We start from the raw sequence: 18178 nt of genomic DNA on the forward strand, positions 1-18178 counted from the left end.
GTTGGTCGAGGGCGGTGTTGACGCCCTTGACGTAGGTGGCGTGGTGTTTGTCGTGGTGGAGTTCCATGATCGTGCCGGAGATGTGGGGTTCCAGCGCGGCGTAGTCATAGGGAAGATCAGGAAGCTCGTAGGCAGGCACTGCAGGGGTCCTTTCGTGATCGTCGAAGTACGAACTCCACTCTGCAACCTGAACTCCGCTTGAGGTCAAGGACCCGTGCCCGACCGGGGTCCGACACAGAAGTGCGCGACGTCCGTTGATGTGCGTCTTGTCTTAGTGTGTGTCACACAGTATTGTGTGGGTATGAGCGAAGACGAAGCGTTGACGATGCACCTGCAGGAGTTGCGTCGCGGCACGGTCGTGCTGGCGAGTCTGCAGCTGCTGCGCCGACCCGGGTACGGCTACGGCCTGCTCGAGGACCTCGGCCGGCACGGCTTCGCGGTCGATGCCAACACCCTCTATCCACTGCTCCGGCGGCTGGAGAAGCAGGGCTATCTCGCGAGCGAGTGGAACACCGATGAGGCGCGCCCGCGCAAGTTCTACCGCACCAGCCCGGCCGGCAGCAGCCTGGCCGAGGCCCTCATCGCCGACTGGCGGTCCCTCACGTCCGCCATCGAATCCTTGACCCAGGAGCACTGACATGGCCAGCTACACCGAGCGTTACCTCGTCGCGGCGACGCGCACCGTACCTGAAGGCAACCGTGCCGACCTGCGGGCCGAGTTGCAGGCCTCGATCGCCGACGCGATCGAGGCGCGGACCGAGAACGGGGAAGATCCCGCGACGGCCGAGCACGCCGTCCTGACGGCGATGGGCGATCCGGACCGGCTCGCCGCCGGCTACGCCGAGCGCCGGAACTACCTGATCGGTCCCGAGCTGTACCCGGACTGGCTGCGGCTGCTCAAGCTGCTGCTCTGGGTCGTGCTGCCCGTCGCCGTGGTCGGCATCATCGCTCGGGCTGCGACCGGAGCGACCGGCGGCGAGATCATCGGGGCGACGGTGACCTCGATGCTGACGGTCGGCGTCCACGTGGCGTTCTGGACGACCCTGATCTTCGTGATCTTGGAACGCTCCGGGGTTCGCTCGCCGTCGGCTCCGTGGACCGTGGAACAGTTGCCGGACGTCCGGCCCGAAGGTGCCGTCGCCCGGACCGACCTGGTGGCCACGCTGATCTTCCTGGTGGTCATGGTCGGGGCGGTCCTCTGGGATCGCTTCGTCGGGTTCGTGCAGGTCGACGGGCTGGGAGTGCCGGTGCTGAACCCGGCGTTGTGGCCGGCCTGGATCGGTGTCCTGCTGGCGATCCTGGCCGCCGAGACGATCTTCGCGATCGCGCTGTACCGCAATCGGTGGTGGACTCCGATGCTGGCCGTGATCAACGCGGTCCTGGCCATCGCCGCCGCGGCGCTCGGCCTGTTCCTGGCCTCGACCGGTGTCCTGTTCAACAACGCCTTCTTCGACGCCGTCGCGGCGGGCGACCCGGCCGGGCTGCGCCAGGTCGTCACCGGAGTGGTCACCGCCGGCTTCGTGCTCGTCGCCGTCTGGGACATCGCCGACGGTGTGATCAAGACGGTACGCCAGCGACGCGGCTGACCCTCCCGCGACGACGGGACGGGTTACTGTGACGGGGACAATCGGTGGGAGGGATCGTATGCATGACGCGGTGATCGTCGACGTGATCCGGACCGGCTCCGGGCGAGGCAAACCCGGCGGGGCGCTGTCCGGAGTACATCCGGTGGATCTACTGGCCGGAGTGCTGGCCAAGCTCGTCGAACGGAACGGGCTCGACCCGGCCCAGGTCGACGACGTGATCGCCGGCTGCGTGTCCCAGGCGGGCGAGCAGACGTTCAACCTGGCCCGCAACGCCGCGCTCGCGGCGGGCTTCCCGATCACCGTGCCCGGGGTCACCATCGACCGCCAGTGCGGCTCCAGCCAGCAGGCGGCCCACTTCGCCGCCCAGGGCGTGATCGCCGGCGGGTACGACATCGTGATCGCCTGCGGCGTGGAGTCGATGAGCCGGGTGCCGATGGGCTCGCCGGTCGGCGGCCGCGATCCGTTCGGGCCCAAGGTCGCCGAGCGGTTCGCGCCCGGTCTGGTGCCGCAGGGCATCTCGGCCGAGTTGATCGCGGCCCGGTGGGGCTTCGACCGGGACGCGGTCGACGGCTATGCCGCCGAATCGCACCGGCGGGCCGCGGCCGCCGCGGCGACAGGCCGGTTCGACCACGAGCTGGTCCCGGTGCTGATCACCGCGGAGGACGGCCCCGAGCACGCCCACACGGCGGACGAGACGATCCGGCCGGCCACCACGGCCGAGGGACTGGCCGGCCTGAAGCCGTCCTTCTACGACGAGGCCACCGACGCCAGGTTCGGCGGGCTGCCCTGGCTGATCACGCCCGGCAACTCGTCGCCACTGACCGACGGCGCTTCGGCGGCGTTGATCATGTCCGAGCGCCGGGCGACCGAGCTCGGCCTGCGGCCGCGGGCCCGGTTCGCCGGATTCGCCGTGGTCGGCGACGACCCGATCATGATGCTGACCGGCCCGATCCCGGCCACCCGCCGGATCCTCGAGAAGACCGGGCTGTCACTGGACCGGATCGACGCGTACGAGGTCAACGAGGCGTTCGCGCCGGTGCCGCTGGCCTGGGCCGCCGACCTGGACGCCGACCCGGAGCGCCTCAACCCGTGCGGCGGCGCGATCGCCCTCGGGCACCCGCTGGGCGCGTCCGGCACCAAGCTGCTGGCCACCCTGGTCAACCACCTCGAGGCAACTGGCGGCCGGTACGGTCTGCAGACGATGTGCGAGGGTGGCGGCATGGCGAACGCCATGATCATCGAGCGGCTCTGAGAGAGGAAACGATCATGAACCTTGCCGGTCAGGTGGCGCTGGTGACGGGTGGCGCGTCCGGGCTCGGTCTCGCGACGGCGCGAGCCCTGCAGGCGGCGGGCGCCAAGATCGTGATCTTCGACCTGCCGTCGTCGCCCGGCGAACGGGTCGCCGGTGAGCTCGGCGAGGAGGCACGGTTCGCGGCGGGCGACGTGACCGATCCCGACTCGGTGTCGGCCGCGCTCGACCTGGCCGGAACAGTCGGTGATCTTCGGGTGCTGGTCAACTGCGCCGGAATCGTCAACGCTGCAAGGACTGTGGGCAAGCGCGGACCGTTCCCGCTGGAGGAGTTCCAGCGGGCGATCAACGTCAACCTGATCGGCACCTTCAATGTCACCCGGTTGGCCGCGGAGCGGATCGCGGCCACCGAGCCGCTCGGCGAGGAGCGCGGCGTGATCATCAACACCGCCTCGGTCGCGGCCTTTGACGGCCAGGTCGGCCAGGCGGCGTACTCCGCGTCGAAGGGCGGCGTGGCCGCCATGACGCTGCCGATCGCGCGCGACCTCGCGCCGCTGCTGATCCGGGTCGTCACGATCGCACCGGGCATCTTCGACACCCCGATGATGGCCAGCATGACCGAGGAGGTACGGGCCTCGCTCGCGGCTCAGGTGCCGCACCCGTCCCGGCTCGGCGACCCGTCCGAATACGGCGCGCTGGCCGCCCACATCGTCGCCAACCCCATGATCAACGGCGAGGTGATCCGCCTCGACGGCGCGATCCGGATGGCGCCGCACTGACCGGTCACCCGCGCCGGGGAGGCCGGATCACCCGGCCATCGGATCCCCGTCCGGCCGGTGAACGGAAGGCTTGCGGTCATGACGACGTCTGAGGTCCGCGCCGACGCCACGGCGACGAGAGTCCGCCGGCTGGTCCGGGTCGCCGGGCTGGCGACGGCCGGTCACTGGCTGCTGTACGTGATCGAGAAGGTCTATCTGGCCGGCCAGGGCCGGATCGGCATGGTCGGCTCGACGGTCTCGCCGGAGGCGTACGCCGGCATCTCCGACCCCACCCTCGCCCAGCTCGGCAACGCGGCGTTCGGACTGGTCCCGGTCGCGATCGCCGTACTGGCAATCCTTCCCGCGGGCCGCCGGATCCAGCGGCCGGTGCTGCTCGTGGCGGTCTGCCTGGTGCTGGCGCTGACGCTGGCCCTGGGCGCCCTGCTGCTGGGTCAGGGGAACTGGCTGCACCTGGCGATCTCGGCGGCCGGGCTGGTCGCGGTCGTCTCGCTGACCGCGGCGTCGTTCCTCCGGCTGCCGGGCACCGCGCACGCCCGAATCGTCAGCGACCGGTGAACCGCGGCGGCCGCTTCTCCGCGAACGCGGCCAGGCCCTCGGCGAAGTCGGCGCCACCGAGCAGTTCGACCTGGCGGGCCCGCTCGAAGGCCAGCGTGTCGGCCAGTCCGGGCAGCGCGACGGCGTTGACCGCCGCCTTCGTCGCCGCGTAGGCCCTGGTCGGCCCGCCGGCCAGCCGTTCCACCGTCCTGGCGCAGGCCGCGGCGAACTCCTCCGGGCCGTGCACCTGGTCCACCAGACCGAGCCGCTGCGCCTCGGCGGCCGGTACCGGATCGCCGAGCAGCAGCACCCGCAGCGCGGCGGCCCGGCCGAGGGCCGCGGTCCAGAAGGCGGTGCCGCCGCCGTCCGGCATCAGCCCGATCGCCTCGAACCCCGGCTTCAGGTACGCGTCCTGCTGCGCCACGACCAGGTCGCAGGCCAGCACCAGGGACGCCCCGGCGCCGACCGCGGGCCCGTTCAGCAGCGCGACGACCGGCTTCGGCGCCGAGCAGATGGCGGTCGCGATCCGGTTCAGCACGTCGATCAGGTCGCCGCCCGCACCCTCGATGCCGCCCGCCAGGTCGGCCCCGGCGCAGAAGCCGCGGCCGGCGCCGGTGATCGTGATGACCCGGACGGCTTCGTCGGCCGCGGCCGCCTCGAGGGCGTCGGCGAGCAGCCGGGTCGATTCCTGGGTCAGCGCGTTCAGCCGGTCCGGCCGGTTCAGGGTGATCGCGGTGACCTGGCCGGCGGTGGCGACCAGGACGGGCGGTTCGGCAGTCATCGGCGGCTCCTCGTCAGGGGTATCCGCCGATCCTGCCACGGATCAGCGCCCGGACAGCGGCGGTACGGGCTCCGGCGGGGTAGCCCCGACGTACCGCGACGACGGCCGGATGATCTTGGGATCCTGTGCCTGCTCGAGGATGTGGGCGGTCCAGCCGATCACCCGGGCGACGGCGAAGGTCGGCGTGAACAGTTCGGCCGGGATGCCGCAGTGCTCCATCACCACGGCGGCATAGAACTCGATGTTGGTGTTCAGCGCGCGGCCCGGCTTCAGCTCGGCGAGCAGGTCGATCACCGTCTGTTCCGTCTCGAGGGCGAAGGCGGCCCGCGGCGTGCCGTACCCGCGGACGAGCTCCTTCAGCATCGCCGACCGCGGATCCTCGGTGCGGTAGACGGGATGGCCGAAGCCCATGATCCGGCCGCCGGAGTTGATCTTGTCCCGGACCCAGGGCTCGATCCGGTCCGGGGTGCCGATCTCGTCCAGCGCGGCCAGCACCCGGCCCGGCGCGCCGCCGTGCAGTGGGCCGGACAACGCACCGACCGCGCCCGTGACACAGGCGGCCAGGTCGGCACCGGTGGAGGCGATCACCCGGGCGGTGAAGGTCGAAGCGTTGAAGCCGTGGTCGATCGCGGCGATCAGGTACGCACTCAGGCCGGCCACCTGGTCCGGCGTCGGCTCGACGCCGGTCAGCCGGTACAGGTAGTCGGCGGCGAAGCCGAGCTCGGGCCGCGGCGGGACCGGCTCCAGCCCCTGCCGCAACCGGTGCGCGGCGGCGATCAGGCCGGGTGTCGCGGCGCCGACCCGGAGCGCCGCGTCGAGGCGTTCGTCGGCGGACTGGTCGTAGAGCGGCGCGAGTCCGGCCGCGGCACCGTACCCGCTGAGCAGGGTGCGCAGCACCGCCATCGGGTCGGCGCCGGAGGCGACGGCCGGCGGCAGCAGTGCGGCGACCGGCGCCGGGAGCTCGCGGGCGGCGGCCGTGCGTTCGGCGAAGCCGGCCAGGTCGGCGGCGTTCGGCAACCGGCCGAGCAGCAGCAGGTGCCAGACCTCCTCGAGGCTGGCCTCCCGGGCCAGGTCGACCGCGGAGTACTGCCGGTAGTGGTAGAAGCCCTCCCTGCCGCGCACCTCGCCGAGCGCGGTCTCGGTGACGACGACATTGGTCAGCCCGGGCGGGACGTCGATCGGTGTGTCGTCCATCCGGTCGATGATCATGCGCGGCATGTCGGTTCCCCTTCGTCTTGACTATGCTCACTGTCAACTTGATTGCTGACTCAGTCAACGTTGATCAAATCAACCTGAGGGGTGCGAGCGGTGACCGAACTTCCGCGGCTGACCAGCGCCGAGGCGGCGGCCCGGCTGGGGATCCGGCTGGAGACCTTGTACGCGTACGTCTCCCGCGGCCGGATCACCCGGCACCGGGACAGCGACGGCTCGACCTTCGACCCGCTGGAGGTGGAGCGGCTGGCCACCGAACGGCGCCGCGACCCGGCCGCGATCCGCCGGGCCAGCCCGGCCGGGACTCCGCTGATGATCTTGGACACCGATCTCGCGCTGATCGAGGACGGCCGGCTCTACCTGCGCGGCCAGGACATCGCCGGGCTGACCGAGCTGCCGTACGAGGAGGTGGCGAGCCGGCTCTGGCAGGCCGAAGCCGCCTCGCCCGGTGCCGGGCTGTTCCGGGCCGACGAGGCGGCGGTCGCGACCGCCCGGACGGTGCTGGCCGCGATGCCGGCGGAAACCCGGCCGATCGATCTGATCATGGTCGCGGCCCGGGTGTTCGGTCAGGCCGATCCGCTCCGCAGCGAGTTGTCACCGGGCCGGGTGATCAGAGCTGCCGGTGCGTTGCTGGCCGGCCTCATCGCGGTCCTGCCCGACCAGGCCGAGCGCTCCGGCGCCGCCGAGCCTCGTCCCCGGCGCAGGCTGGCGGCGGAGCTCTGGCCGAAGCTCACGGCGCGGCGGCCGACCGGTCCCCGGGTGGCCGCCCTGAACGCGGCCCTGGTCGCGTTGTTCGACCATGATCTTGCGGTGTCGACGCTGGCCGCCCGGGCTGCGGCGTCGGCCCGCGCGGATCCGTACGGCGTGGTGTCGGCCGGTCTGGCCGCCCTGGACTCGGCGCTGCACGGCACCGCGAGCGTCGACGCCCACCGGCTGCTGGCGGCGATCCAGGCCGGCACCTCGGTCGACCGGGCGCTGGCCGAGACGCTGCGCGGACGGACCGGCATCCCCGGGTTCGGACATCGCCTGTACGCCGGTCAGGACGCGCGGGCCACGGTGCTGCTGGACCGGCTGGCCGGCGTGCCCGGGACCGCGAGGACCCTGGAACTGGCCGGCTCGGTCGCGGACGAGGTGACCCGCCGCACCGGCCAGTCACCCAACGTCGACTTCGCGCTCGCCACGCTGGTGCTGGCCTTCGGAATGGCGGCCGAGGCCGGCGAGGTGATCTTCGCCTGCGCCCGGATCGGCGGCTGGATCGCGCACGCCCTGGACGAGTACCAACGCCCGCCGCTCCGCCTCCGCCCGACCGGCCGCTACATCGGCCCCTGACCGCCCCAACCAAAGCCCGCCGACCGGGCACAAAAGCAGCCGTTTCTGCGGCGTGTCGCTGCGGAGGTGCCCAGTCGGTGGATGGGGTGAGTTGGGCGGAAGGGCACGATGCGGATGGGTCTGCCCTTCGACGGGCTCAGGCACGGTGCGGGTAGGTCTGCCCTTCGACGGGCTCGGGGCGCGATGCGGATCGGGCCTGGCCTTCGACTACATCGGCCCTGACCCCAACCAAAGTCCGCCGACCGGGCACAAAAGCAGCCGATTCGGCGGCGTGTCGCTGCGGAGGTGCCCAGTCGGTGGATGGGGCTGAGCGAGGGGAAGGGCGGGATCGGGCCTGGCCCATCGACGGGCTGGGGTGCGCTGCAGATCGGGCTTGGCCCTTCGACGGGCTCAGAGCACGATGCGGATTGGGTCTGGCGTTTCGGCGGGCTCAGAGCACGATGCGGATTGGGTCTGGCGTTTCGGCGGGCTCAGAGCACGATGCGGATTGGGTCTGGCGTTTCGGCGGGCTCAGAGCACGATGCGGATTGGGTCTGGCCCTTCGACAGGCTCAGGGCACGGTGTGGGTGGGCCTGGCTTCAACAGGCTCAGGGCACGGTGTGGTGGATCTGCCCTTCGACGGGCTCAGGGGACGGTGGCTCAGGAGTTCCGGACGGTACGGATCGCGGCGAGCAGCTCGGCGACGGAGGCGGCCGGGTCCGGGCCCTTGGTCAGGGCGGAGCCGAGGCCGACGGCGACCGCTCCGGCCGCGATCCAGTCGGCGGCGGTGTCCGGGGCGATGCCGCCGGTCGGCACGCAGTCCAGTTGGGGCAGCGCGGCCAGCACGTCCTTGAGGGAACCGGGGGACCAGCGGCTGGCCGGGAAGACCTTGATCAGATCCGCGCCGAGGGTCTTGGCCTGCAGCATCTCGGTCGGGGTGGCGCAGCCGATCGCGGTCAGCACGTCGTAGCGGAGGCCGACCTCGATCACCTCCGGCGCCAGGGTCGGCGTGACGAGCAGCTGGGCTCCGGCGAGCACGGCGGCGCGGGCGGTGGCCGCGTCCAGCACGGTGCCGGCGCCCATGATCCGGCCGTCGCCGGCCTCGGCGGACAGCGTCTCGATGGCGCGCAGTCCGCCGGGGGTGGTCAGGGCGACCTCGACGACGCCGACGCCGGCGTCCCAGATCTGGCGGGCCTTGACGATCGCGTCGTCGGCGTCGCTGGTCCGGACGATGCCGATCACGGCACTGTCGATCACCGCCGCGCGGACGGCTGCCGAGCCGGAGGTCATGATCAACTCCTATCGGTCGATGTCGGCGCCTTCGGCGAGCACCCGGTCCCGGGTGGCCGCGTCCGGCAGTCCGGTCGCGTCGCCGTGAGTGGCGACCACCAACGATGCCACAGCGGCACCCTCGGCCAGTCGGCGGTCCACTGGCAGCCCGCGCAGCCAGGCCGACAGCCAGCCGGTGTTGAATGCGTCGCCGGCGCCGACCGGGTCGACCAGCGGCACCCGCCGCACGCCGACCGCGGTGCTGCTGTCGGGGGTGTGCTCGACCGCGCCGTTGCCGCCGTCCTTGATCACGACGGTGCCGGCGCCGCGTTCGAAGAACCACTTCTCGGTCGGCGCGCCGCCGGTGATCATGGTCGCCTCGTCGGCGCCGACGAAGATCAGGTCGGCGTGCCGGGCGAGCTCGTCGACGATCCGGGCCCACTCGTCCGGCCCGGCCAGCCGGAGCCGGAGGTTGGGGTCGAAGCTGACCGCCACGCCGGCCTCGCGGGCCATGATCATCGCGGTCTTGCAGGCCTGGAAGGACGATTCGGACAGCGCGGCGGTGATCCCGGTCAGGTGCAGCAGCCGGGCCGACCGGATCGCCGTGCCTGGAAGATCATCGACGCCGTACCCGGTCGAGGCACTGCCGGACCGGCGGTAGTGCACGGTGATCGGCCGGTCGACGGGGGAGTCCCGGATCAGCAGCCCGGTCGGCAGCTCGGGATCGGTGATCAGCCCGGTGACGTCGATCCCCTCGGCCCGCAGCTCGCGCCGGATTCGGGCACCGAACACGTCGTCGCCGACCCGCCCCGCGTACGCCACGGAGTGGCCGAGCCGGGCCAGGCCGATGGCCAGGTTGCTCTCGGCGCCGGCGATCGACCAGGCGAAGCCGGTGGCGGCATCGAGCGGCAGGTCCCGCTCGGCCAGCAGCAGCGCCATCGGTTCGCCGAACGTGACGACCTCGGAGACGGTCATCCCACTCCCTTCAGGAATTCCTCCAGCAACGGACCGGCGACCGACGACCCGGACTTCCCGTCCGCGACGAACACGGCGACGGCCAGGTCGCCCTGGGCCGCGATCATCCAGGCGTGCGTCTTCAGCGGCGTGTCCGAACCGTACTCGGCGGTGCCGGTCTTGGCGATCACGTCCGGCCCGTCCAGGTCGTTCAGGAACCGGCCCGGCCCCGACGTCACCACGCCGCGCATCAGCGCCCGGAGCTGGGATGCCTCGGCCTTGGTCAGCGCCTTGCCCTTCTGCTCCGGCACCTGGTCCTTGATCAGGTACGGCAGCCGCGTGCCGCCGCCCGACACCGACGCGGCGACCGCGGCCATCGCCATCGGGGACGCGAGCACCTGGCCCTGGCCGATCAGGGTCGCCGCCCGCTCGGTCTCCAGCTTCGGCTCGCCGAGCTTGCCGTAGAAGGACGGGAAGCCGGAGTCGTGATCGACACCGAACCCGAGCGAGGCGGCCGCCTCGGCCAGCCCGGAGTCCTTGATCTTGGACAACTGGCCGATGAAGGCGGTGTTGCAGGACTGGGCGAACGCCTCGGACAGCGGGATCCGGCCGATCGAACCGCTCGGATAGTCGCTGTAGTTGGTGAAGCGGCGGCCGTCGACGGTGATCGTCGCCGGGCATTCGATCATGCTGTCCGGCTTGAGCCCGGACCGCAGCAGGGCCAGCGCGGTGATCACCTTGAACGTCGAGCCGGGCGGATACTGCCCGAAGTTCGGGATCGGTTCGCCCTCCGAGCTCGGTCCGGTGGCCGCGGCCAGCAGCGCGCCGTCGGACTTGCGCAGCACGGCGATCGCGGCATCGGGCTTGACGTCGCTGAGCGTCTTCTCGGCCAGTTGCTGCAGGGCCACGTCGAGGGTGATCGTCAGGTCGACGCCGCGGACCGGCTTCGCGGAGAAGATCGGCTTCGTGGTCTCCGGCCCGGTCGGGTACGAGGTGGGGGAGGCGCTCGGGCTGGGCGAACCGCTCGGCTGCGTCGCGGCCGGGATCAGCTTGACCTCGATGCCGGGCAGCCCGCGCAGCTGCTCGTCGTACCGCCGCTGCAGGCCGGAGATCCCGACCTGGTCGCCGGCGACGACCTGGCCCTCGGACTTGTCGACGATCTCCTTGGTGGCCTCGCCGACCGTGCCGACCAGGGCGCGCGCGAAGGTACGGCTGGGTCCGAGCACCCGGTCGGCGCTGATCGCCCGGGCGCCGGTGATCTTGAGGACGGAGTCGTTGCTCGGCCGTTCCTTGTCCTCCTCGCGGAGCACGATCGCCTCGACGAACGCCTGCTTGCCGGCCTGCTCGACCTCCTTGACGTAGGCCGCGGAGTCGATCTTGACCAGCTTCGCCAGCCGCTCGGCCGACTTCGCCGCGTCCTTGCCGGCCTTCTGCTTGTCGATGCCGATCCGGATCACCGGCCGCAGGTTCATGATCGTTTCGCCGTCGGCGCCGATCAGCTCGCCACGGACCGGGTCCAGCCGCCGGCCGGTCAGCCGGTTGGTCCCGTCCAGGTTGGGCTGCACGACATCCGGCGCCCAGGTGGTCCGCCAGCGGCCGTTCTCGACGACCAGCCGCGCCGTCGCGTCGTAGACCCAGCGGTCCTTCACGCCCGGGAACGCCCAGGTGTAGGAGAGTGCGGCGGTCGCCTCGTCCCCGTTCGTCTGGATCTCGCCGACCTTGACGCTCCGCTTCGTCCCGGGCAGCCCGGCCACCAGGGCGTCGAACTGCTGGTCGACGGTCGCGCCGTCCAGCCGGGAGAACTCGACCTTGGTCAGGTCGCCGGACTGCAGCCCGGCGGCGAGTTCGGCGGCCGCCCGCGCCGGATCGTCCCCGGGCGGCGGCGGTTCCGTACCTCCTCCGCCGGCAGTGCAGGCGGCCAAGGCGAAGGCGAGTCCTCCGGCGATCAGGAGGCGGAGTCGGGCGAAGCTTCGGTCCGGCACCGGCCCATCCTTACATCCGGCACAAGCCCGGTTCTCACGGGACGTGGAAACGGGCAGCTCCCCGGCCGCCGATGCCGAGCAGCTGGAGGTCCTCGGCGAAGTGGCAGCGGGAGACGGTGTCGGGGCCGGTGTGGTGTTCGCCGGGCACGTCGTGGGCGCAGCGGTCCTGGGCGTGCGGGCAGCGGGGGTGGAAGACGCAGCCGGGGATCTGCTCGGCCGGGTCCGGGATCTCGCCGCTGATCGGTGGCCGCTCGTCCCGCCGCCGGTCCGGGTCCGGCACCGGCAGCGACGACAACAAGGCCTCCGTGTACGGGTGCCGCGGCCGGGCGAACAGCTCCTCCGAGGGCGCCTGCTCGACCAGTTCGCCGACGTACATCACGGCCACCCGGTCGCACAGGTGCTTGATCACCGCCAGGTCGTGCGAGATGAAGAGGTACGTCAGCCCGAGCCGCTCCTGCAGCTCCTGGAGCAGGTTCAGCACCTGGCTGCGGATCGACACGTCGAGCGCGGTCACGGCCTCGTCGCAGACCACCAGCCGCGGGTTGGTGATCAAGGCGCGGGCGATCCCGACCCGTTGCCGTTCGCCGCCGGAGAAGGCGTGCGGGTAGCGCTCGGCCTGGTCCGGCCGCAGCCCGACCAGCCGCATCGTCTCCAGCACCCGGTCCTTGAGTTCGGCGCCGCGGGCGAGCTTGTTGGTGATCAACGGCTCGCCGATGATCTGGGCCACGGTGAGCCGCGGGTTCAGCGAGGAGTTCGGGTCCTGGAAGATCATCCGGATGTCCCGGCGGTGCTTGCGCAGCTGTTCCGGGCTCGCGGTGACCAGGTCGACCTCGTCGCCGTCCTCGGTGCGGTAGACGATCGATCCGCCGGTCGGCCGGTGTGCGCGCAGGATGCAGCGGCCGAGGGTGGTCTTGCCGCTGCCGGACTCGCCGACCAGGCCGATCGTCTCGCCCTGGCCGATGCTGAGCGACACGTTGCGGACGGCCCGGACGGTCATCCGGCCCTTGGTGCCGAACCAGCCGCGGGCGATCGGGAACTCCATCGACACGTCCCGGAGCTCGAGCAGCGGCGGGTTCTTCGTGATCATGAGGCCACCTCCGCGTGCGCGGCCGGATCGAGGTCGCGGCCGATCCCGTCGTCGACGGCCGCGGCGTCGGGGTAGTGGACGCACCGGACGCCGCGCGGTCGCGCTCCGGCGGCGCCGTCGATCATGGGCGGCAGTCCGGCCGAGCAGTCGTCGATCGCGTGATCGCACCGGGTGACGAACGGGCAGCCGTCCGGGCGGTTCAGCGGGTGCGGCACGGTGCCGCGGATGGTGCTGAGCCGTTGCCGTCCGGTCGCCTCGAGGTCGGGGATGGACGCCAGCAGGGCCCGGGTGTACGGGTGCCGCGGCGAGGCGAACAGCTGCCGGACGTCGCACTCCTCGACCACCATGCCGAGGTACATCACCGCGACCCGGTCGGCGATCTCTGCAACCACGCCGAGGTCGTGGGTGATGAACATCATCGCCATGCCGAGCTCGTCCTGCATCCGGCGCAGCAGCTCCAGGATCTGCCGCTGGGTGGTCACGTCCAGCGCGGTGGTCGGCTCGTCGGCGATCAACAGCTGCGGCTCGCAGACGATCGCCATCGCGATCATGGCCCGCTGCCGCATCCCGCCGGACAGCTCGAAGGAGTACGCGTCGAACCGCTTCTCCGGGCTGGGCAGGCCGACCCGGCGCAGCGCGTCGATGGCCCGGTCCCGGGCGTCGGCGGCGGAGACCCGCTCGTGCAGCATGATCATCTCGGTCAGCTGCCGGCCGATCGTGTGCACCGGGCTGAGCGAGGCCATCGGCTCCTGGAAGATCATCGAGATCTCCTTGCCGCGGATGGCGCGCATCGCCGGGCCGCCGGTCGGCAGCGGAGCAAGATCGATCATGCCGTCGTGCCCTTCGTGCCCTGAGCCTGTCGAAGGGCCTTGGGGTTCATCGCCCTTGCCCTTCGACAAGCTCAGGGAGCGTTCGGGCTTTCGGTCGTTGCGGCGCCAGGCGCGGCGGAGGCCGCTGCCGGGCTCCGGGCCGAGCTTCACGCCGGGGCGGTTGCGGAACCAGATCTCGCCGGCGGTGATCCGGCCCGGCTCGTCGACGAGCTGCATGATCGACCGGCCGGTGATGCTCTTGCCGCAACCGGATTCGCCCACCACACAGAGGGTCTCGCCGGGCCGGATGGTCAGGTCGACGCCGTCGACGGCCCGTACGGTGCCCTCCCGGACGGCGAACTGCGTCTTCAGCCCGCGGACCCGGAGCAGCGGTTGATCTTGCTCAGCCATCACTCGCTCCTAGGTTCCGTACGGGTCGGCGGCGTCACGGAGCCCGTCGCCGACGAAGTTGAAGGCCATCACGGTGATCACCACGGCGAGCCCGGCGAACAGCATCCAGGGCGCCTCCGCCAGCACCCGGATCGACTGCGCGTCGCCCAGCGTGACACCCCAGCTGACCACGGGCGGCTGCAGCCCGAGCCCGAGGAACGAGAGCGAGGTCTCGCCCAAGATCATCCCGGGTACGGACAGCGACAGCGAGGCGATGATGTGACTGGTGAAGGCCGGCAGCATGTGCTTGCCGATCACCCGCAGCGGCCGGGCCCCGTCCAGTTCCGCCGCCAGCACGAAGTCCTCGTGCCGGATCTGCAGCAACCGGCTGCGGATCACCCGGGCCATCCCGGTCCAGCCCATCAGGGACAGGATCAACGTGATCGCGAAGTACGTACTCAGCGAGTCCCAGCCCGGTGGCACGGCGGCGGCCAGGCCGAGCCACAGCGGCAGCGTCGGGATCGAGATGAAGAACTCGATGATCCGCTGGATCGCGCTGTCGATCCGGCCGCCGAAGTAGCCGGACAGCCCGCCCAGCAGCAGCCCGAGGGTCAGGCTGAGCACGACGCCGATCAGGCCGACCGACAGCGAGATCCGGGCCCCGTAGATCAACCGGGACAACAGATCCCGGCCCTGCTGGTCGGAGCCGAGCAGGAACACCGGTGCGCCGGGTTCCGTCGATCCGAACAGGTGGACGTCGCCGGGGATCAGCCCGAACAGCTTGTACTGATCGCCCTTGACGAAGAAGCCGACCGGGATCCGTACGCTCTCGTCGATCCGGTAGTCCCGCTTCAGCGTGTCCACGTTGGGCACGCCGACCACGCCGTTGACGTACAGGTGCGGCGCGGTGGGGGAGACCTTCACCCACTGCGGCGGCGAGTAGGTGGCCTGCGGCAGCGCGGTGTCCTGGGCCCGCGGCGCGACGAACTCACAGGTCGCGCCGACCAGATAGAAGATCAACAGCACGAACAGGCTGATCACCGCGAGCTTGTGCCGGGAGAACCGCCACCAGATCAGCTGCCGCTGCGAGGCTGTCGCGACGGATCGCTTGTCGGGTGCGGATGCGGGCCCTTCGACGGGCTCCGGGCGCGTTTCCTCCAAGGTGTCGTTGATCATGCGAGACCGGCCCGGACCCGGGGATCGACCGCGGCCAGCAGCAGGTCGCTGATCAAGGTGCCGATCACGGTGAGCACGCAGACGATGAACAGCACGCTGCCGGCCAGGTACATGTCCTGGCTCTGCAGGGCCCGCAGGAGCAGCGGTCCGGTCGTCTCCAGCCCGAACACGGTGGACACCAGCACCTCTCCGTCGAAGATCGCCGGGATGGCCCAGCCGATCGTGGCGATGAACGGGTTCAGTGCGACCCGGACCGGATAGCGCAGCAGCAGGCTGCGTTCGTCCAGGCCGCGGCCGCGGGCGGCGACGACGTACGGCTTGCCGAGTTCGTCGAGCAGGTTGGCCCGGAGCACCCGGATTGTGCCGCCGACGCCGCCGGTGACCAGCACCGCCGCCGGCAGCCAGAGGTGGCTGAGCAGGTCGAGCAGCTTGCCCAGGTTCCAGTTCGCCTGGGCGTACTCGGCGGAGAACATGCCGCCGACGCTCCAGCCGAACACCTGGAACTGCACGTACATGCAGACCAGGGCGATCAGGAAGCCCGGCACCGCGACGCCGAGGAAGGCCAGCACGGTGATGATGTAGTCGACCACGCCGTACTTGCGGGCCGCCGAGTAGATCCCGGCCGCCAGCGCGATCACCCAGCCGATCAGGAACGCGGTGATGCCCAGCCCGAGGGTGAGCGGCATCCGTTCGGCCAGCAGCTCGGAGACCGGCCGGGAATAGCTGAACGACTGGCCGAAGTCGCCGCGGAAGATGATGTTGGTGATCCAGGTCCAGTACTGCACGATGATCGGCTGGTCCAGGGCGTACCGCTGCCGCAGCGCGATCAGCTGCTCGGGCTGCACCACCTGGCCGGCCCGCTGCAGGTTGACCAGCACCGTGGTCAGGTAGTCGCCCGGCGGCAGCTGGATCACCAGGAACGACACCAGGGACACGGCGAACACGGTGGGGATCATCAACAGGATCCGCCGGACGACGTACTTGATCATCGTCAGGCGTGCTTGGCGGGTTCGGCGTAGAAGATCTGCGCCAGGTCCGTCGCTCCCTCATAGTGTTGCCGGAAGCTCGCCACCGCTTCGGGCCGGACGTTCTTCAGGTCGTCCGCGACCACCATCGGGGTGTACGGCAGCGGCATGGTGCCGATGATCCACACGTTCTCGTCGTGCAACTTGGTGATCTCCTTCCCGAACCGGATCCGTTCCTCGTCATTCGGGGCGACCTTCAGCTGGTCGTACAGGTCGAGCAGGCTCTTGATCGTTTCCGGCGGCTCGGCGGCGAACTTGTTCTTCGGGTCGTAGCTCCAGGTGCCGAACCGCGGCGCCCAGTAGGTGAGGTTGGAGTTCGGCACGTACCAGAGCGGGTCGATGTCCCATTGGTAGCCGGGGAACGGGTAGCAGATGATGTCGAAGTTGCCCTGCGGGATCTCGGTGTACCAGAGGTCCTGGCTGATCGTCTTGATCACCGTGTCGATGCCGGCCGCGGCGAGGTGCCGCTTGGCGTACTCCAGCACGGTCATCTGGTTCAGGCCGACGCCGACGGGGAAGGTCTGCATGGTGAACCGCATCGGCTTGCCGTCCGGGCGCAGCCGCATGTTCTTGTCGTCCCGCTTGGTCAGCCCGGCCGCGTCCAGCCGCTTGTTGGCCTCGTCGAGATCGAACTCGATGAACCGCTGGCCCATGCCCTCGGTGAAGTACTCGTCACCGACCTGGCCGCACGGGTGCACCGGCTTGCCCTGCCCGGCCAGCAGCGCGTCGTTGAGCTCGGTCCGGTTGATCGCGTGGCTGAACCCGGCCCGGAAGTCGAGCTTCTGGAACAGCTCGGCGATCACCGGGTCCTTGTGGCTCTGGTTCAGCAGGATCGACGTGTTGGCGTCGGTCTGCCAGCGCAGCACCTTGAACGGCTTGGCGTCCTGGTTCTTGATCAACACCGGCAGCGAGGTCTCCGGCAGGTCCCAGAGCGCGATGTCCAGCTCGCCGTTCGCGGCCCGCAACCCGATCGCGTCGGAGGACAGGACCTGGAACGAGGCGGAGTCGAGGTAGGGCAGCTGCCGGCCGGCCTCGTCGACCTTCCAGTAATAGGGGTTCCGCTCCAGCTTGCCGGTGGTGTTGGTGGCGTTGATCGCCTTCGTCAGCCGCCACGGCCCGAGCACCGGGCGATCGGGATTCAGGTTCGTGTTGTTCTTGTTGTTGTAGAGGTCCATCCAGGTCGGCGCGGAGTTCTTCTTGATCTCCGCGGCAAGATCATCTTTGCTCACCAGTTCCTTGTGGAACTGGGACAGGTAGTGCTTGGGCTGGATCAGCCAGCCGCCGAACGGGATGAAGCAGAGGAACTTCAGGAACAGCGAATGCGGTGCCGCGAACGTCACGGTCAGGGTGATGTCGTCGGGCGCGGCGAACACGGCCGGCTTCTTGGCGACGGTGAGCCAGCCGGGGAAGACCGGGCTGAGCTCCTTGTTCAGCATCACCTTCTCGTACACGTGCATCAGGTCGGCCGTGGTGAATGGTTCGCCGTCGGACCAGTTCAGGCCCTTGCGGAGTGTGAACGTATACACCCGGCCGTCCGGGCTGATCTCCCACTTCTCGGCGAGGCCCGGTTGCGGCTTGCCCGGGGTGGTCGGGCTCCACTCGGCGAGGCCTGAGAACACCATGTACTGGCCGCCGGTGCCGCCGGTGTCGACCTGGCCGCGGCGCATGGTGCCGCCGTACTGGCCGAGCTCCTGCTGCATCGGGATCTGCAGCGGAGTCTCCGGCAGTCGCTCGGCAAGATCGGGGAGCTTGCCGCTGTCGACCAGCTTCTGCAACATCGGCGACTGCTTCTGCGTGGTGTCCAGGGCCGGTCCGGTGGCCTGCCCGCCGGTGTCCGGCGCGATGTCCAGCGCCGAGCAGCCGGCCAATGCGGTGACCGCTGCCGCTGCCGTACCTGCGCGGAGCAGGTCACGGCGGGGAAAGTTGCGGCGGTCGAGTGTGTGGTTCAGGGGCGATGTCATGGCTCTACCTCACTCGGATACGTCGGGTGGGCGGCGCCGTGACCGCTGGAGCCCCAGTGCCCCCCGAACCACTATC

General features: G+C 70.6%; 16 protein-coding genes and 1 pseudogene. 6 read left to right on the forward strand and 11 right to left on the reverse strand.

The window, feature by feature from the left end:
• A pseudogene (locus ACFQU4_RS24410) lies at positions 1 to 139 on the reverse strand (superoxide dismutase); the annotation flags it as partial.
• Between the two features lie 162 nt (positions 140 to 301).
• Here ACFQU4_RS24410 and ACFQU4_RS24415 point away from each other — a divergent pair.
• The 5 genes from ACFQU4_RS24415 to ACFQU4_RS24435 all read left to right on the forward strand — a co-directional run bounded on the left by ACFQU4_RS24415 (position 302) and on the right by ACFQU4_RS24435 (position 4169).
• Positions 302 to 637 carry a PadR family transcriptional regulator gene (locus ACFQU4_RS24415; protein WP_377496955.1) on the forward strand — a complete coding sequence of 112 codons (336 nt, stop codon included), beginning with the start codon at positions 302 to 304 and terminating at the stop codon, positions 635 to 637.
• A gap of 1 nt (position 638) precedes the next feature.
• Positions 639 to 1586, forward strand: a complete 948-nt coding sequence (locus ACFQU4_RS24420; RefSeq protein WP_377496957.1) for a permease prefix domain 1-containing protein — start codon at positions 639 to 641, stop codon at positions 1584 to 1586.
• A 58-nt stretch (positions 1587 to 1644) separates the two neighbouring features.
• Positions 1645 to 2838: a thiolase family protein gene (locus tag ACFQU4_RS24425; protein WP_377496959.1), complete on the forward strand. Its 1194-nt coding sequence runs from the start codon at positions 1645 to 1647 to the stop codon at positions 2836 to 2838.
• Between the two features lie 14 nt (positions 2839 to 2852).
• Positions 2853 to 3614: a 3-hydroxyacyl-CoA dehydrogenase gene (locus tag ACFQU4_RS24430; protein ID WP_377496961.1), complete on the forward strand. Its 762-nt coding sequence runs from the start codon at positions 2853 to 2855 to the stop codon at positions 3612 to 3614.
• 78 nt (positions 3615 to 3692) lie between these two features.
• Positions 3693 to 4169: a hypothetical protein gene (locus ACFQU4_RS24435; protein ID WP_377496963.1), complete on the forward strand. Its 477-nt coding sequence runs from the start codon at positions 3693 to 3695 to the stop codon at positions 4167 to 4169.
• Here the strand turns inward: ACFQU4_RS24435 and ACFQU4_RS24440 are convergent.
• Together ACFQU4_RS24440 and ACFQU4_RS24445 are read right to left on the reverse strand one after the other, a co-directional pair.
• Positions 4156 to 4929 carry an enoyl-CoA hydratase-related protein gene (locus ACFQU4_RS24440; protein ID WP_377496965.1) on the reverse strand — a complete coding sequence of 258 codons (774 nt, stop codon included), beginning with the start codon at positions 4927 to 4929 and terminating at the stop codon, positions 4156 to 4158. The genes ACFQU4_RS24435 and ACFQU4_RS24440 overlap by 14 nt on opposite strands.
• A gap of 42 nt (positions 4930 to 4971) precedes the next feature.
• A complete protein-coding gene (locus ACFQU4_RS24445; RefSeq protein WP_377496967.1) occupies positions 4972 to 6147 on the reverse strand; it encodes a citrate synthase in 1176 nt (391 codons plus the stop codon).
• Between the two features lie 90 nt (positions 6148 to 6237).
• Here ACFQU4_RS24445 and ACFQU4_RS24450 point away from each other — a divergent pair, with 90 nt between their 5' ends.
• Positions 6238 to 7470, forward strand: coding sequence for a citrate synthase (locus tag ACFQU4_RS24450; RefSeq protein WP_377496969.1), 1233 nt, complete (start codon positions 6238 to 6240; stop codon positions 7468 to 7470).
• A gap of 639 nt (positions 7471 to 8109) precedes the next feature.
• On the opposite strand, the gene ACFQU4_RS24455 is transcribed toward ACFQU4_RS24450, so the two are convergent.
• From ACFQU4_RS24455 to ACFQU4_RS24490, 8 genes are read right to left on the reverse strand one after another with little or no spacing between them, the layout of a single operon-like run.
• Positions 8110 to 8739, reverse strand: a complete 630-nt coding sequence (locus ACFQU4_RS24455) for a bifunctional 4-hydroxy-2-oxoglutarate aldolase/2-dehydro-3-deoxy-phosphogluconate aldolase (protein ID WP_377496971.1) — start codon at positions 8737 to 8739, stop codon at positions 8110 to 8112.
• Between the two features lie 9 nt (positions 8740 to 8748).
• A complete protein-coding gene (locus tag ACFQU4_RS24460; protein ID WP_377496973.1) occupies positions 8749 to 9693 on the reverse strand; it encodes a sugar kinase in 945 nt (314 codons plus the stop codon).
• Positions 9690 to 11654, reverse strand: a complete 1965-nt coding sequence (locus ACFQU4_RS24465; protein WP_377496976.1) for a penicillin-binding transpeptidase domain-containing protein — start codon at positions 11652 to 11654, stop codon at positions 9690 to 9692. The genes ACFQU4_RS24460 and ACFQU4_RS24465 overlap by 4 nt, the downstream gene beginning before the upstream one ends.
• Before the next feature lie 34 nt (positions 11655 to 11688).
• Positions 11689 to 12741 carry an ABC transporter ATP-binding protein gene (locus ACFQU4_RS24470; RefSeq protein ID WP_377496980.1) on the reverse strand — a complete coding sequence of 351 codons (1053 nt, stop codon included), beginning with the start codon at positions 12739 to 12741 and terminating at the stop codon, positions 11689 to 11691.
• On the reverse strand, positions 12738 to 13961 hold the full coding sequence (locus ACFQU4_RS24475; RefSeq protein WP_377496982.1) for an ABC transporter ATP-binding protein: 1224 nt from the start codon (positions 13959 to 13961) through the stop codon (positions 12738 to 12740). The genes ACFQU4_RS24470 and ACFQU4_RS24475 overlap by 4 nt, the downstream gene beginning before the upstream one ends.
• 9 nt (positions 13962 to 13970) lie before the next feature.
• A complete protein-coding gene (locus tag ACFQU4_RS24480) occupies positions 13971 to 15116 on the reverse strand; it encodes an ABC transporter permease (RefSeq protein WP_377496984.1) in 1146 nt (381 codons plus the stop codon).
• Entirely contained in the window at positions 15113 to 16105 is a 993-nt protein-coding gene (locus tag ACFQU4_RS24485; RefSeq protein ID WP_377496987.1) for an ABC transporter permease, read from the reverse strand. The genes ACFQU4_RS24480 and ACFQU4_RS24485 overlap by 4 nt, the downstream gene beginning before the upstream one ends.
• 2 nt (positions 16106 to 16107) lie before the next feature.
• Positions 16108 to 18102, reverse strand: a complete 1995-nt coding sequence (locus tag ACFQU4_RS24490) for an ABC transporter substrate-binding protein (protein ID WP_377496989.1) — start codon at positions 18100 to 18102, stop codon at positions 16108 to 16110.
• Between the last annotated feature and the right edge of the window lie 76 nt (positions 18103 to 18178).

The sequence above is a fragment of the Microlunatus sp. GCM10028923 genome, assembly GCF_042666975.1.
GTDB lineage: Bacteria > Actinomycetota > Actinomycetes > Propionibacteriales > Propionibacteriaceae > Microlunatus.